Source organism: Dactylosporangium salmoneum (assembly GCF_039532525.1).
Taxonomy (GTDB): Bacteria; Actinomycetota; Actinomycetes; order Mycobacteriales; family Micromonosporaceae; genus Dactylosporangium; species Dactylosporangium salmoneum.
Genome location: NZ_BAAARV010000043.1, coordinates 1 through 16,273, shown reverse-complemented (window position 1 = coordinate 16,273; position 16,273 = coordinate 1). Strand labels below are relative to the sequence as shown.

6 protein-coding genes are annotated in these 16,273 nt (G+C 74.0%); 4 read left to right on the top strand and 2 right to left on the bottom strand.

Features of this window, described 5'->3' with window-relative positions; genetic code table 11:
• On the top strand, positions 1–692 hold a 692-nt coding region (locus tag ABD352_RS25845), incomplete at its 5' end, for a hemerythrin domain-containing protein (RefSeq protein WP_344615066.1).
• 118 nt (positions 693–810) lie between these two features.
• Positions 811–2,661 carry a GAF domain-containing sensor histidine kinase gene (locus ABD352_RS25840; RefSeq protein WP_344615065.1) on the top strand — a complete coding sequence of 617 codons (1,851 nt, stop codon included), beginning with the start codon at positions 811–813 and terminating at the stop codon, positions 2,659–2,661.
• 7 nt (positions 2,662–2,668) lie between these two features.
• Here ABD352_RS25840 and ABD352_RS25835 read toward each other — a convergent pair whose 3' ends face one another.
• Together ABD352_RS25835 and ABD352_RS25830 are read right to left on the bottom strand one after the other, a co-directional pair.
• Positions 2,669–3,655, bottom strand: coding sequence for an extracellular catalytic domain type 1 short-chain-length polyhydroxyalkanoate depolymerase (locus ABD352_RS25835; protein ID WP_344615064.1), 987 nt, complete (start codon positions 3,653–3,655; stop codon positions 2,669–2,671).
• Between the two features lie 161 nt (positions 3,656–3,816).
• Positions 3,817–5,643, bottom strand: coding sequence for a hypothetical protein (locus tag ABD352_RS25830; RefSeq protein WP_344615063.1), 1,827 nt, complete (start codon positions 5,641–5,643; stop codon positions 3,817–3,819).
• A gap of 592 nt (positions 5,644–6,235) precedes the next feature.
• On the opposite strand from ABD352_RS25830, the gene ABD352_RS25825 reads away from it, so the two are divergent.
• Together ABD352_RS25825 and ABD352_RS25820 are read left to right on the top strand one after the other, a co-directional pair.
• Positions 6,236–13,582, top strand: a complete 7,347-nt coding sequence (locus ABD352_RS25825; RefSeq protein WP_344615062.1) for an SDR family NAD(P)-dependent oxidoreductase — start codon at positions 6,236–6,238, stop codon at positions 13,580–13,582.
• A partial coding sequence (locus ABD352_RS25820; RefSeq protein WP_344615061.1) for a beta-ketoacyl synthase N-terminal-like domain-containing protein occupies positions 13,579–16,273 on the top strand: 2,695 nt, incomplete at its 3' end. The genes ABD352_RS25825 and ABD352_RS25820, both read left to right, overlap by 4 nt.

Genomic DNA, 16,273 nt, shown 5'->3' with positions numbered 1-16,273 from the left:
CGCCCGACGTCGTGCTCACCGCGGACCGCGTCGACGGCCTCGCCGACGCGATCCTCGTCGCCCGGCGCGCCCGGCGCATCGCCCGCCGCTCGGCCGCGCTCGGCATGGGCCTGTCGCTGGCCGCGATGATCCCGGCCGCGGCCGGGCTGCTCACGCCGGTGGCCGGTGCGCTGCTGCAAGAGGCGATCGATGTCGCGGCCATCGGCCTGGCCCTGACGGTCCTGCTGCCGCAGCGCACGCACACCGTCACCATGCCGAGCGCCGACCTCGCGGTCACCCAGCAGCTGTACGCGCAGCACACCGCCATACGCCCGCTCGTCGAGCAGATCCGGGCCGTCGCCGACGACCTCTCCGTCGCGCGGGCCGACCTCGGGCCCGTCCGTGAGCTGCTCGACCGCCTCGAGACCGACCTGCTGCCACACGAGCGGGCCGAGGAGGAGCAACTGCTGCCGATCGTCGCGCGGGCCCTGGGCGGTCCCGACCCGATCGCAGCGCTCAGCCGCACCCACGCCGAGATCGAGCACCAGATCCGCCGGCTGCGCCGGACCCTGCCGGACATCGGCAGCCGGCCCGAGCCGGAGGACGTGATCGACCTGCGGGCCGGCCTCTACGGCCTGTACGCCATCATGCAGCTGCACAACGCGCAGGAGGAGGAGAACGCGTTCAGCCTGATGCCGACGGCGCCCGGCTGAGCACGACTCGGCACCGAGCTCGCGGCGGCGCCGCGCGGACTCGGGCCCGAGTAGCCTTGACAACGCTGCCAGACCCTCCAGAGCGTGTCACCGCGCGATCCGAGTTACCTCGCCGGCAGTGAGGTGTACATGGCACCTAAGAGCGTGTTGTGTGATGCGGGAGAGGGCGGCCCCGATGCGGGTACGCCTACTGTCGTTCTTGGTGCGCGCAAGGCCGCCGTTGCTGCTCGGGCTCCTGTTCGCGGCGGTGGTGATCGCGACGGAGACACTCGTGCTGATCCCGCTGCACGGCGCCATCCGCGAGGACTCCCGGGGGATGATCTATCTCGTCGGCGTGCTGCTCGTCTCGACCCTGTGCGGTGGCCGGATCGGCTTGCTGGCGGTCCTGGTCAGCACCTTTGCCTACAACTACTTCCAGCTTCCGACCTTCGGCAAGCTCGAGCTCTCCACCACCGGTGAGGACCTGCAAGAGGCGGCCGTCTTCATGGTGGCCGCCCTGCTGGTCAACGGTCTGGCGCACCTCGCCCGCAAACACGCCGCGGAGACGTCCGACCGCCGCCAGGAGGCCGACCTCAGCGCCGACCTGGCCCACCTGCTCCTCGGCACCGACGACCTGCAATCCGCACTGGGCATCGCCGCACGCCGGATCGCTCGGACATTCCAGATTCCCTGGGCCGCGATCGAACGCGGCACAGCCACCACGAACGCCCACCGGGTCGCCCTCCCGCTGCGGACCGGGGCGAGCACCCTCGGCACCCTGCTCGTCCCGGCCGACCTGCCTCAACCCACCCTGCAACGGCTTCGGGAGCGGCTGCTTCCCGCGCTCGCATCCGTACTCGGCGCCGCGCGGGAGCGCGAGACGAGCCGCGAGCAGCAGGCCGCGCTGCGCCGGGTGGCAACGCTGGTCGCCAAGGGGACCACGCCGGCCGAGGTGTTCAAGACCGTAGTCGAGGAGCTCGGCCGTGTCCTCGGCCAGTACCCCGCGGGGTTGTACCGGTACGAATCCAACGGCACCGTCTCCCGAATGGCCGGCACCATGCAGCTGAACATGGCCGAACGGTCATTCCCGGTCCAGGGCGAGTCGCTCCTCCCGTTGGTCCTGCGGACCCGCGCCGCGGCCCGGATCGCCTCGTACGACAACGCCAAGGGGGCCAACGCCGCGATCGCCTGCCGCGAAGGAATCCGATCGGGGGTCGGTGTCCCAATCGTGGTCGAGGGCCGCGTCTGGGGGGTGGCCGTCGTCGTGACGACGCAACCCGAGCCGTTGCCGATCGACACCGAAGCCCGCATGGCCGACTTCACGGACCTCGTCGCGACCGCGATCGCCAATGCCGAGACCCGCGCGGAGCTCACCGCGTCCCGTGCCCGCATCGTCGCGGCCAGCGACGAGGCCCGCCGCCGCATCGAACGTGACCTGCACGACGGCGCGCAGCAGAGTCTCGTCGCGCTCGGCCTCCAGCTGCGCAGCGTCGAGCAGACGCTGCCGGCCGGCCTGGGGTCCGTTCGTGACGACCTGTCGCTGGCCGTGGGCAGCCTGACCGGCGTCCTGCACGACCTGCAGGAGCTCTCGCGCGGCATCCACCCGGCCATCCTCTCCAAAGGCGGACTCGGCGCAGCCGTCAAGGCCCTCGCCCGCCGCAGTCCCACACCCGTCGACCTCGCCCTGGCCGTCGAGCGGCGGCTACCCGAACAGGTCGAGGTCGGTGCCTACTACGTCGTGTCCGAGGCGCTCACGAACACCGCGAAGCACGCCGAGGCCAGCCTGGTTCGCGTCGGCCTCGAAACCGCCGATGGCCGCCTGCGGATCCTGGTGCAGGACGACGGCATCGGCGGTGCCAGCGTGAGCCGCGGCTCAGGACTCGTCGGCCTCCGCGATCGCGTCGCCACGCTCGGCGGCAAGCTGGAGATCTCCAGCCCGGTCGGCCACGGCACAGCGCTCCTGGTCGAGATCCCGATCGACAAGGCCTGAATGCCACTCAACCCTTGCGCGGATGGGCGCTGAAGAACTGCCAGATCGTGTCGGTCGCGTTCAGCGCCGTCGACGGTGGCGGCAGCCCGAGCAGCTTCTCCACCGCCGGCATCGGCGTGCCGCCCGGCCACTGGTGCCCGGCCCCCGCGATGGTGATCAGCTCGACGTCACGCCCGTCCGGGCAATGGGCCAGCGACGTGGTGACCGAGCCCGAGGTGTGGGTCTGCGGTGCGGCACACTGCGCGATCTTCCGCCAGTTGGCGATCTGGTCGGGCACCGAGCCGCCGTCGATCTTGACCGGTATCAGCCCCACGCCGTCGTTGTTCATCTTCCCCGGCTTGCCGTCGTACGGGACGATGTCGTCCCCGGTGCCGTGGACGTGGATCACGGAGATGGGCGCCGGCGCCGGGCACTGCCCGAGCAGCTTGCCCGCCACCACCCCGATCGCGGCGAACGTGGTGCTGTCGCAGGCCAGCCGGTAGGCGAGCATCCCGCCGTTGGATATGCCGGTGGCGTACGTCCGGGCCGGATCGATGGGCAGGTCGTCCGAGACGGCCGCCACCATGTCCTTGATGAACGCCACGTCGTCGACGCCGCCGTGGGCCGAAGGGCCGCAGCAGTCGGCGCTCACGACCCAGGATCGCAGGAGCCCGTCGGGGTATGCGACCACGAAGCCCTTCCGGTCGGCCTCGGCATTCCAGCCGTACGCCATCTCCGCCTGGACGCCGTCACCGAGGGCGCCGTGGAGCATGACGACCAGCGGTACCGGCTTCGACATCGACAGGTTGGCCGGCCGGTACAGCCGGTACGTGCGTTTCTTGCCGTCGACGGTGATGCTGTGGTCGGTCGAACCGACGGCGACGGCCGGGCTGCGGAGCTTGCCCGCGCCGGCCTTGGTCGTGCTCGCAGCGGTCGGCGTGGCCGTACCGCCGCGCCCCTGTGGCTGTGCCGCATCGCAGGCGATGAGCACGATGAGCGCGCACACGGCCGCCACCGCCCACACGGTACGCCTGACGGACCCTGCACTGCTGGTTGGCCAATTCATGAAGCCTCCGCCTCGCTCGGCAACTCGTACCTCGTCGGTGGTGGCCGCTGGCCGGCCGGCGCCGTGCGCTGACCGGCCAGCGGGAAATGGATTCCGCATGCCCAATCGGGTCAGTAGCCGCGGCTCAGGCGGTGTGCCGCCGGCCGGATGTTGCCGTTGGTGCGCAGCCGGATCAGCTCCCAGCCACCCTCGGGGACGTTGTCGCCCTTGTCGGTCCGCAGGTTCATCGGGTTGGCCATGCCGAGGTAGATGGCCGTTCCGTCGGTCACCATGTTGCGCACGCCGTAGTTGAAGTAGTTGCCGAGCCCGGTGGTGTTCACCGGGCGGGCCGGCGACTGCGGGCTGTCGAACGCCCACAGGTCGGCGCCGTACGTCTTCGGGTCGGGCGTGCCGAACGCGGCCCGGACCCCCGGGAGCGCCTTCGCCGGCGAGTACTGGCTGATCTGGCCCCAGTCCATCGTGCCGACGTACAGCGAACCGCCGGCGACCACCATCGACCAGGTGTAGTTGTTGTAGGCGTTACCGAACCCGGCCGCGCCCCACTTGGGCTTGTACCCGGTCGAGGCGAGGTGCCAGGCGCCGGCCCCGTTGTTCGCCTTCGGGTCGTACGCGGGCAGCTGCGCCGCCCCGTAGAGCAGGTCGACCGTCGGGCGGCCCTTGTCGAAGTTGGCGGCGCGGAAGATGCTCGCCGTGCGCTGCGTGTTTACCACCGCGAGGGCGCCCTGCTGGTCGTTGGCCGGCTTGTACTGCTTCACCATGGCCGCCGTGGCCTGCAGCGGCACGTGCATCGTGCCCCAGTACAGGTAGCCGCCGTACGAGGCCAGCGAGCCGAGGCCGTACGTCTTGGCCACGACCGGGTCGGGCTCGTACTGGCTCACGCCCCACACCTGCCGCCAGCTGGTGGCGTCGTCCTTGGTCAGGCCGGGCTGCCCGTTGGCCAGCGGCGCGCTCATCCACAGCCCGGCCGCGGTCGCCTTCGTGCTCCCGCCGGCGCTGGGCCAGGTGGTGACGAAGATCCGGCCCTGGTGCACGACGAGATCCGCGACCTGCGACGGCAGGTAGCCCACCGCCGTGAACTTGAACGGGTTGGACTTGTTGCCGGTCCAGCGCAGCACCGCGCCCCCGCCCTGGCCCTCGGGGCCGATGCCGACGCCGGCGTAGAGCGCACCGTCGGCCACGACGAAGTGCCGGATGTTGCCGTACTGGTTGAGGCTGGTCGACCCGAGGTACTTGCCCGAGTTGCTGTCGAAGGCGAACAGGTTGATGCCGAGCAGGCCCGGCCCGCCGAGCAGCACCACGCCGTTGTACGCGCCGGCGGCACGCATGCCGACGGTCGTGTTGAGCCGCAGGCTGTCGTTGCTGGACGCATTGTTGATGTCGGCGGTCTTGTCGGTCAGCTTCCCCGTCGACGTCTGGTAGACGTACACCTTCGGCGCGCGCCAGTCGCCCAGCCCCGCCGCCAGGTTGCCGGCGCCGCTCAGGCTGCCCAGGCTGCTCCCGAGGGTGCCCAGGTTGCCCCCCAGGCCGCCGATCTTCTGGCTCAGCTGGTTGCCCAGCTGGCTGGAGCCGTACTCACACACGTAGTCGTTGTTCTGGGTCGGCGTCGTCTGCGCGAGGCTCGTGCCGAGCGTGAGGCACTGGACGTTGGCGCCCGTGCCGAACCAGACCCGGTCGCCCGACTGGGCCAGGCCCCACACGTACGACTGGTTCACCTTCGCCTTGCCTTCCTGGCAGGGCGGCCCGGCCGGGTACGGCTGACCGATCCCGGCGAAGCACTCGTCCGGTGCGGCCTTCGCCAGCAGTTCCGGCCCCGAGGCCGTCCGCGCCGCCTGGGCCGTGACTGCACCGCTGGCGGCCGGTGCGGCGGCGAGCACCGGGATGGCCGCCAGGACCGCGACGGGTAGTAGAGATCGGGCGAAGAACCGGATCCTGTGCATGGTTGTCCTCTCATCAGGTACAGGTCCGTCGGCGGCAGCCGCGGACGTCGAAAAAGGCGGAGAGATAAGGGATCCACCGACGGGCAGGGGCGGCTGCCGCCTCGGGCGGATGACGGGCACGGCGAAACACAGCGATGTCCGCACCCCTGGGCGGAGTGGGCGGGCAACGGCGCCGGCAGGCGGTGCACGGCGTTGGAAGAGCGCCTCGGATGCGCTGTGCCATACGTGCGTCTCGCCGGGGCGCGGAAGGGGCCACGGCGGTTCAGCCCAAGGCATCTACAACCAGGTTTGTATCAGACTGCCGACGTACGAACAGGACGATCGGCGAAGAGAGTCCTGAATAGCCGGACAAACCTGTGGGCCGTGTTGTACGAATAACGTGTCGCGGCCACAGCGTGCTGGAATGCGCCGCGGACGAGCCGGCTGCGGACGCCGGCGGCGCGCACGCCGGACGTGAGCATTCTTCGGCCCGACGGCCAATAGTTCGCTCTGGTGAAGACCCGACTGATTCGACGCACAAGGCTGCGTCGCGGGGCCAGTGTGCGCCTGCGCAATCCAAACGCTGCACACCTGACCCATCGACGGGAGCCTGATGAAGACTGCATTCGGCGGCAACGACCTGGTTGTCGCCATCAATCCGTGTGGCGCGGTGGAGCCCGGTCCACGGCTCGTGGCGGCCGCCGTTGCCGGCGGCGGGCGCGGAGTCTTCGACCTGGCTCGGGGCGACCGCGCGGCCCTGCAGGCGCTGGAGCGGGCGGCGTCGTGGTCGGCCGGATCGATCGGGGTCCGGGTGCCGGCCGGTTGCCGCGCAACCCTCGCCGATGTGGAGCGCGTCGCGGGGGATCGGGTGAGCCTGCTGGTGATGCCGGCGAACGACGCCGGGTGGTCACTGCGGGAGGCGGCGCAGCGGTATCGGGTGCTGGTGGAGGTGAGCAGCCGTGCGGAGGCCCGGGCCGCGGCCGAGGCCGGCGCGCACGGGCTGATCGCCCGCGGTTGCGAGGCCGGCGGACGGGTCGGCGAGCTGAGCTCCTTCGTCCTGCTGCAACAGCTGCTGGCCGACGAGGCACTGGCGCTGCCGGTGTGGGTGGCCGGGGGCATCGGGCCGCGCACGGCCGCCGCGTGCGTGGTCGGCGGCGCCGCCGGTGTGGTCCTGGACAGTCAGCTCGCGCTCATGCCGGAGTCGGACCTGCCGGAGGACGTGCGGGCCGTGATCGGGCGGATGGACGGCTCGGAGACGGTGCTGTCCGACGGCGTGCGCGGCCTGCGCCGCGACGGCCGCCCGGACGGTACCGGCGAGCTGCTGCCGGTGGGCCAGGACGGCTGGATGGCGGCCGTGTTCCGGCACCGCTGGCGCACCACCGCCGCGGCCGTGCGCGGCATCCGCGCGGCGATCGAGGCCGCGGCCGGCGACGACGCGGCGGGTGCGCTGCTGGCGCCGGAGGCGCCGCTCGCGCAGGCGCTGGGCGTGCGGATCCCGGTGGCGCAGGGGCCGATGACGCGGGTCAGCGACGTCGCCGGGTTCGCAGCCGCGGTCGCCGACGACGGGGCGCTGCCGTTCATCGCGCTCGCGCTGGCCACCGGCGAGCAGTCCCGGCGGATGCTGCGGGAGGCCGCGCAGCAACTGGGCGGGCGCCCGTGGGGGGTCGGCGTCCTCGGCTTCGCCCCGGAGGAGGTGCGGGCGGCGCAGCTCGCGGCGGTGATGGAGGTCCGGCCACCGGTCGTGATCATCGCGGGTGGCCGGCCGGCGCAGGCCAAGGCCCTCGAGGCCGACGGCCTCAACGCGTTCCTGCACGTGCCGTCGCCCGGGCTGCTGCGCCAGTTCCTGCGGGCCGGTGCGCGGCGGTTCATCTTCGAGGGCGCCGAGTGCGGCGGGCACATCGGGCCACGCACGAGCTTCGCGCTGTGGGAGGCGCAGGCGCTGGCGCTGGAGGAGTTCCTCGACGAAGCGCCGCCCGGCACCGCCGCGCAGGTGCAGGTGTTCTTCGCCGGCGGCATCCACGACGCACGTTCCGCGGCGATGGTGTCGGCGATGGCCGGCCCGCTGGCGCGACGCGGTGTGCAGGTCGGCGTGTTGATGGGCACCGCCTACCTGTTCACCCGCGAGGCGGTCGAGTGCGGGGCGATCCAGCCGCTGTTCCAGCGCGAGGTGCTGGACGCGTCGGTCACCGCGCTGCTGGAGACCGCGCCGGGACACGTGACGCGGTGCCTGCACACGCCGTACGTCGACGACTTCCACCGGATGCGGCGGGAGCTGGACGCGGCGGGAGTGGACGCCCGGCAGGTGTGGGAGCAGCTGGAGACGCTCAACGTCGGGCGGCTCCGCATCGCCAGCAAGGGCCTGCGCCGCGACGGCGACGCCCTGGTCGCCGTGGACGAGCCGGGCCAGCGCGCCGAGGGCATGTTCATGGCCGGCCAGATCGCGGTCCTGCGCGACGTGCAGACCACCGTGGCCGCCCTGCACGCCGACGTGACCGTGGGGGCGCGGCGCTTCCACGCCGGGCGGATCGCCGCGCTGACCGCGGTGCTCGGGCCGGACGCCGCGGTGGCCGAGCCGACGCCGCCGCCCCTGGACGTCGCCATCGTCGGCATGTCGTGCATCCTCCCCGGCTCGCCGGACCTGACCGCGTTCTGGCAGACGGTCCTCGGCGGCCGCGACGCGGTGACCGAGGTGCCCGCCGAGCGCTGGGACGTCGACACGTACTACGCGCCCGAGGTGGAGCCGGGACAGACGGGCCGGATCAGCGTGTCGAAGTGGGGCGGCTTCATCGCGCCGGTGCCGTTCGACGCGATCGGGTACGGCATCCCGCCGGCCGCGCTCGCCAGCATCGACCCGGCCCAGCTGCTCGCCCTGGAGGCGTCGCGGCGGGCACTGGCCGACGCCGGGTACCACCACGGCTCGCCCGCGGTCGACCACTCGCGGACCGGGGTCGTCTTCGGCGCCGAGGCGGGCAGCGACCTGAGCAACGCGAAGGTGGTCCGCACCTCGCTGCCCGGGTACCTCGGTGACGTACCGGCGGAGCTGGCCGGGCAGTTGCCCACAATCACCGAGGACTCGTTCCCCGGCGTCCTGGCGAACGTGATCGCCGGCCGGGTGGCGAACCGCCTGGATCTGGGCGGGCCGAACTTCGCCGTGGACGCCGCCTGCGCCTCCTCGCTGGCGGCCATGGACGCCGCCTGCAAGGAGCTGGCCACCGGCGGCAGCGACCTGATGGTCTGCGGCGCGGTGGACCTGCACAACGGCATCCACGACTACCTCATGTTCAGCTCGGCGCATGCGCTGTCGCCGACCGGGCGGTGCCGCACGTTCGACTCCACGGGCGACGGGATCGCGCTCGGCGAGGGGGTCGCGTGCGTCGTGCTCAAGCGGCTGGCCGACGCGCGGCGCGACGGCGATCGCGTCTACGCGGTGATCAAGGGCGTGGGCGCGGCCAGCGACGGGCGGGCGCTGGGACTGACCGCGCCGCGCGCCGAAGGGCAGCGCCGGGCGCTGGACCGGGCCTACGCGCAGAGCGGCTTCACCCCGCGGCAGGTCGGCCTGCTCGAGGCACACGGCACCGGCACCGTCGTCGGCGACCGCACCGAGCTGCAGACCCTGACCCGGCTGTTCACCGACGCCGGCGCGTCGCCGGGCAGCTGCGCGCTCGGTTCGGTCAAGTCGCAGATCGGGCACACCAAGTGCGCCGCCGGCCTGGCCGGGGTGATCAAGGCGGCGCTGGCGCTGCATACCGGCGTCCGGCCGCCGACGATCAACCTGACCCGGCCGAACCCGGCCTGGGACGCGCAGACCAGCCCGTTCGCCTTCTACACCGAGCCCCGCCCGTGGGCCGCGCCGGCGCGGGAGCGTATCGCCGGCGTCAGCGCGTTCGGCTTCGGCGGCACCAACTTCCACGTCGTGCTCGCCGCGGACCCGCACACGCCCGAACCGCGCCACGCTCGCGACGAGTGGCCGGCGGAGCTGTTCTGCTTCCGCGGCCGCGATCGCGCGGCGGCGCACCAGGCCGTGGGCCGGCTCGCCGAGCTGCTGCGCGGCGCCGACCGGTACGACCAGCCGTGGCGGCTGCGGGACCTGGCCGCGACGGCCGCCGCGCAGGCCGACCCGCGCTCGGGGCCCGTCCAGGTCGCGATCGTCGCCCGCGACGCCACCGAGCTCGACCAGCTGCTGCGCCGCGCGCTCGCCGGCGAGCACGACCCCGGCCGGGGGCTGATCCAGCCGCCGCCGCAGGGCACGGCCGGCGGCCGGGTGGCGTTCCTGTTCCCCGGGCAGGGCAGCCAGCGCCCGGGCGCCCTGGCCGAGCTGTTCGTGGCCTTCCCCGAGCTGCGGGAGTACCTCGATCTCGGGCCGGAGCTGGCGGACCGGCTGTTCCCGCCGGCCGCGTTCGACCCGGCCACGCAACGCGAGCAGCAGCAGCGGCTCACCGACACCCGGGCGGCGCAGCCGGTGCTCGGCATCGGCGGGCTCGCCGTCGCCCACCTGCTGCGCCGCCTCGACGTCCATCCCGACCTGGCCGCGGGACACAGCTACGGCGAGCTCGTCGCGCTGAGCGTGGCCGGCGCCCTCGACCCGGCGACCCTGCTGCGGCTCAGCCGGCAGCGCGCCGAGGCGATCGTCGGCGCCGCCGGCGACGATCCGGGCACCATGGCCGCGGTCAGCGCGACCGCCGAGCAGATCCTCGCGGTCCTGACCGACGCGGGCCTCGCCGACCGGGTCGTGCTCGCCAATCGCAACGGCCCCACCCAGCAGGTGATCTCCGGCCCCACCGCCGCGGTGCAGTCGGCGGTCACCGCCCTGAAGGCCACCGGCCTGACGACGCACCGGCTCAACGTCGCGTGCGCCTTCCACAGCCCGCTCGTCGCCGGCGCCGTGGACCGCTTCGCGCAGGTGCTCGCCGCCGAACCGGTCGCGGCGCCGTACATCGAGGTCTGGTCCAACCGGACCGCCGCCGCGTACCCGGCGGACGCCGACGAGGTCCGGCGCGAGCTGGCCGCCCAGGTCGGTGCGCCGGTCCGCTTCGTCGAACAGATCGAGGCCATGTACGCCGCCGGCGCCCGGACCTTCGTCGAGACCGGCCCGGGGGAGGTCCTCACCCGCCTCGTCCAGGCCATCCTGGCCGATCGCCCACACCTCGCCATCGCCTGCGACCGGAACACCGGCGAAGGGCTCCGCGACCTGCTCACCGCGGTGGCACAGCTGGCCTGCGCCGGGGTGCCGGTGCAGACCGGCTGGCTGTTCCACGGCCGCGACACCGTCGAGGCCACCCCGACCGTGCCGTCCGACCGTCCCTTCTGGACAGTGGACGGCCAGCTCGTCCGCGACCGGGAGGGCACCTGCATCCCCGGTGGTCTGACGCCGCCGCGACGCATCAAGGAGCTGTCCATGACCCCAACCATCCGGCCCGCTACCGGCGGCCACGACAACGGGACCCGGCGACCGGGCCAGGACGAACTGCTCGCCGAGTACCTGCGGGCGAACCGCGAGCTGATCGCCTCCCAGCGCGACGTCATGCTCGCCTACCTCGGCAGCGACGCCGGCGACGGACGCGACCCCGCGCCGGCCGCCGCGACGCTACCGCTGCCGGCGCCGCCAGGCGCGACGCCACCGTTGCCGGCGCCGCCCGCCGCGACGCTGGCGCGCCCGGCAAGCGCGCCCGTGCCCGTCGCATCCGTGTCGATGCCGGCCGCGATGGCCGTGTTCACGTCGTCCAGCAACGGGGGCGCCAGCAACGGGGGCGCCAGCAACGGCAAGGTCAGCAGCCTGGCCGCGACCGCCACGCTGGTGGTGGAGGCGCCGAAGCACGACTTCCAGGGTGCGGTGCTGGCGGTGCTCAGCGAGCGGACCGGCTACCCGGTCGACCTCATCGATTTCGACCTGGACCTGGAGGCGGACCTCAGCATCGACTCGATCAAGCGGGCGGAGGTCGCCGGGGATGTCGTGGCCCGGCTCCGGCTTTCGGGCGAGGGCGATGAGTCCGAGCTGGAGGAGCTGGTGAAGGCCCGGACCGTGCGGGCCATGGTCGACTGGCTCACCATCCGGCTGAGCGACGCGCCCGCAGTGGCGCCTGCGGCGCCTCCTGCCGCGCCGCCCGCGGCCCGGCCGATGCCCCAGAGCCGGCCCGCCGCGCCGGCCGCGCCGGACTTCCAGGGTGCGGTGCTGGCGGTGCTCAGCGAGCGGACCGGCTACCCGGTCGACCTCATCGACTTCGACCTGGACCTGGAGGCGGACCTCAGCATCGACTCGATCAAGCGGGCGGAGGTCGCCGGGGACGTCGTGGCCCGGCTCGGGCTGTCCGGTGAGGGCGACGAGTCGGAGCTGGAGGAGCTGGTCAAGGCCCGGACCGTGCGGGCCATGGTCGACTGGCTCACCATCCGGCTCAGCGACGCGCCCGCGGCCTCGCCCGCAGCGCCTCCCGCGGCGCCGCCCGCAGCCCGGCCGATTCCCGCCCAGAGCCGGACCGGCCGCCGGGGCACCCGGACGGGCGTCGCGCCGTCGCGCATGATCCCCACGCTGGTTCCCGTCGCTGACGAGCCGGTCCGGCCGGCGACGGCGCTCGCGGGCGCCACGCTGATGGTCACCGGGTCCGGGCCGGTGGCCGACCGCGTCGCCGAGCTGCTGCGCGGGCACGGAGCGACCGTGCGCGCCGGCACGCTCGCCGAGCCGGGACCGGTCGAGGGGGCCGGCGGGCTCGTCCTGCTCGACGGGCTGGGGGCGTCCACCGGGGAACCGGCGCCGCTGCTGCCCTTGGCGTTCGGGCTGATCAAGCAGGTCCTCGCGGGCGGCCCACGCTACCTGCTGGCGGCCGCCGACGCGAACGCCGGTGCCCGCACGGACGGGCTGCGGGGCCTGATGCGCAGCGTCGCCCGGGAGTACCCGTCGACCGCGGTGCGGCTGGCCGTCGTGGACGGCACGGCACCCGCGGACGCGCTCGCCGAGCAGATCGTCGACGAGCTGCTCGCCGGGGGCGATGCGGCGGTGGTGCAGCACAGCGGCGGCGTCCGGCAAACGTACGGGATGGCGCCGGCGAGCCTCGGCCCGCTCGCGGCCGGCGGTGCCGGCCCGGCCGGGGACGGCGTGGCAGAGGCGCGGGCGGTCGGCCTCGACCGCGACTCGGTGGTGGTCCTGGTCGGCGGTGCGCGCGGCATCACCTCATGGTTCGCCCGGGCGCTCGCCGGGGCGGCCGGGTGCCGCATCGAGCTCATCGGCCGGACCCCGACGCCGCAGGGCCCGGAGGATCCGGCGCTGACGGCGGCCACGGACGAGGTCTCGCTGCGGGCCGCGCTCGCGCGCCAGGGCGGCGCCACACCGGCGGAGCTCGCCCGCAAGGCGCAGGCGATCCTGGCCGCCCGGGAGGTCGACGCCACCCTGCGGGAGCTGCGCGAGCTGGGGGCCCAGGTGCGCTACCACACCCTCGACGTCCGCGACGCGGAGGCGACCGACCGGCTCATCGCGGCGATCCATCGCGAGCACGGCCGCATCGACGGGCTCGTGTACGCGGCCGGCGTGATCGAGGACAAGCTCATCGCCGACAAGGACCCGCAGTCGTTCGCCCGGGTCTTCGACACCAAGGTCGCCGGCGCCCAGGCGATCGTCGAGGCGCTGGACCGGCTCGCCTGCGCGCCGAAGTTCGTCGTGTTCTTCGGCAGCGTCGCGGCCACGTACGGCAACCGCGGCCAGGCCGACTATGCGGCCGCCAACGACGCCCTGGAAGCGATCGGCGCCCGCTGGGCGGCCGGCTCCGGCAACCGCTGCCTGACCGTCCACTGGGGACCGTGGGCACCGGCCGAGGGCCACAGCGGCATGGTCAGCGTGGAGCTGGGCCGGGAGTACGCCCGGCGCGGCGTCGCGCTCATCGACCCGGAGGAGGGCGCCCTGAGCCTGCTGAGCGAGCTGGCCTGGGGAGACCCGGCGCTCACCGCCGTCGTCTACACCGCCTTGGCCGGGTGAGCCCGTTGCACGGCGACGAAACGGCCATCGTGGGCATGGCGGCGCTGCTACCCGGCGCCGCCGACCTGGACAGCTACTGGCGCAACCTGGTCGAGGGCACCGACGCGATCAGCGAGGCGCCGCCGGCCAGGATCGACCCTGAGTTCTACGACCCGGCGCAGGCGCACCGCCCGGACCGCCTGTACTGCCGGCGGGGCGGGTTCGTCGACGAGCTGGCCACGTTCGATCCGCTGCGCTTCGGCATCATGCCGGCATCGATCGCGGACATCGAGCCGGATCAGCTCATCGCGCTGCAGGTGGCCGCGGCCGCCATCGACGACGCGGGCGGCCAGGACCGGCTGCCGCCCGGCGACCGGGTCGGCGTCATCCTCGGCCGGGGCGGCTTTCTCAGCCCGGGCCAGATCCGCTACAACCAGCGGGTCCGGATGTCCAACCAGGTGATCGAGGTGCTCCGGGAGCTGATCCCCGACCTGCCGGACGGGCGCCTCGAGGCGGTACGGCGCAAATTCGAGGAGCGGCTCGGCAAGCACCAGCCGGAGGGCGCCATCGGGGTGGTGCCGAACCTGGCCGCGTCCCGGATCGCCAACCGGCTCGACCTGCGCGGCGGGGTCTACACGCTGGACGCCGCCTGCGCCTCCTCGCTGGTCGCGGTCGACCAGGCGATCGCCGAGCTGAGCCGGGGCCGGCTCGACGCGGTGCTGGCCGGCGGCGTCCACCACGTGCACGACGTCGGCCTCTGGTCGGTCTTCAGCCAGCTCGGCGCGCTGTCCCGGCGGGGCGAGATCCGGCCGTTCGACAGCGCGGCCGACGGGCTGCTGATCGGCGAGGCCACCGGCGTCGTCGTGCTCAAGCGGCTGGCCGACGCGCGCCGCGACGGCGACCGGATCTACGCGGTGATCCGGGGCAGCGGGGTGTCCAGCGACGGGCGCGCGGTCAGCATGGTCAACCCGGCCACCGCCGGGCAGGTGCTGGCGATCCGGCGGGCCTGGGAGGCCGCCGGCCTCGACCCGGCCGCGCCGGACGCGCTGGGCCTGCTGGAGGCGCACGGCACCGCCACGCCGACCGGCGACGCCGCCGAGCTGGACACCCTCGCCGAGGTGTTCGGCCCGCCCGGCGACGGCCCGGTGCCGGTCGTCGGCTCGGTCAAGTCGATGATCGGCCACGCCATGCCCGCGGCGGGCATCGCCGGGCTGATCAAGGCGGCCCTGGCGGTGTACCGCGGCGTGCTGCTGCCGACCCTGCACTGCGACGACCCGCGCCCGGAGCTGGCGCGCACCCGGTTCGCCCCGATCAGCTCCGCCCGGCCGTGGGAGAGCGACGGGCCGCGCCGCGCCGGCGTCAACGCGTTCGGCTTCGGCGGCATCAACGCCCACGTGATCCTGGAGGAGACGCCGGAGGCGTTCGCGGCCCGCCGCGGCGACACGGGCGCGACCGGCCCCGTGGCGTCGGCCGGGGCGGCGAGCGTCGTCGAGCCGGACGAGGTGCTGTGGCTGGCCGCGCCCGACCCGGCCGCGCTGGCCCGGCTGCTCGACGCGGACGACACCACGGTCCGCGGCCTCGGCACCGCCCGAGCCCGGCAGGGCGGCGGCGCCGACGGGCGGGCCGGGGACGAGGGCTGCCGGATCGGGATCGTCAACCCCGACGCCAAGCGGCTCGCCACCGCCCGCCTTGCCGTCGCCAAGGGACAGGCCTGGCGCGGCGCCCGCGACATCTGGTTCAGCCCGGCTCCGCTGCTCGCCGGCGCGGCCCCCGGGCGGCTCGCCTTCGTGTTTCCCGGGCCGGAAGCCGAGTTCGGCCCGCGCACCGCGGACGTCGCCGCCCACTTCGGCCTGCCCGACCGGCAGTGGTCCGCCGCCGACCTGGGCCGGCACTGCGCCGGGCTGATCGAGCTGGGCAAGCTGCTCAACGACGCCCTGCACCGCATCGGGATCACCCCGGACGCCGTCGCCGGGTACAGCATCGGCGAGTGGACCGCCGCGCTGAGCAGCGGGCAGGTCAGCGTGTCGTCCATCGACGACGTCATCGCCACGCTCAACCCGGCGTCGGTCGACGTCCCCGGCCACGCGTTCGCCGTCGTCGGCTACGCGGCCCAGCGGCTCGGGCCGTGGCTCGCGCAGTACCCGGGCGTCGTGCTGTCCCACGACAACGCACCCGCGCAATGCATCGTCAACGGTCCGGAGCGCGAGATCGACCGGCTCGTCGAGGCGCTGCGCGGCAACGGCTTCGTCTGCCAGAAGCTGCCGTTCCGCTCCGCCTTCCACACGCCGCTGTTCGCCTCCGGGCTGGAGTCGATCGGCGCCGCGCTGCGCCGCTGGCAGGTCCACCCCGCCCGGGTGCCCGTCTGGTCGGCCACCCTCAAGGCGCCGTCCCCGAGCGACCCGGAGAGCGTCCGCGAGCTCTCCGTGCGGCACATGCTCGAACCGGTCTGGTTCCGCGAGACCATCCAGGCCATGTACGACGCCGGGTTCCGGGTGTTCCTGCAGGTCGGCGTCGGGCAGCTGGCCTCGGTCATCGACGACAACCTGCGCGGCCGCGACCACCTCGCCATGCCGGTCAACGTCGCCCAGCGCAGCGGCCTGAGCCAGCTGCGCCGCGTCGCCACGGCGCTGTGGGTCGAGGGCGCCGCGCCGGACCTGCGCGCGCTGGACGCGGGCCACGCGCGCGCCGGGGTCGCGGCGGCCGCCACCGGCC

Coding starts and splice junctions, on each gene's coding strand:
- ABD352_RS25830 (WP_344615063.1), bottom strand. CDS start 5,643: ATGCACAGGATCCGGTTCTTCGCCCGATCTCTACTACCCGTCGCGGTC.
- ABD352_RS25825 (WP_344615062.1), top strand. CDS start 6,236: ATGAAGACTGCATTCGGCGGCAACGACCTGGTTGTCGCCATCAATCCG.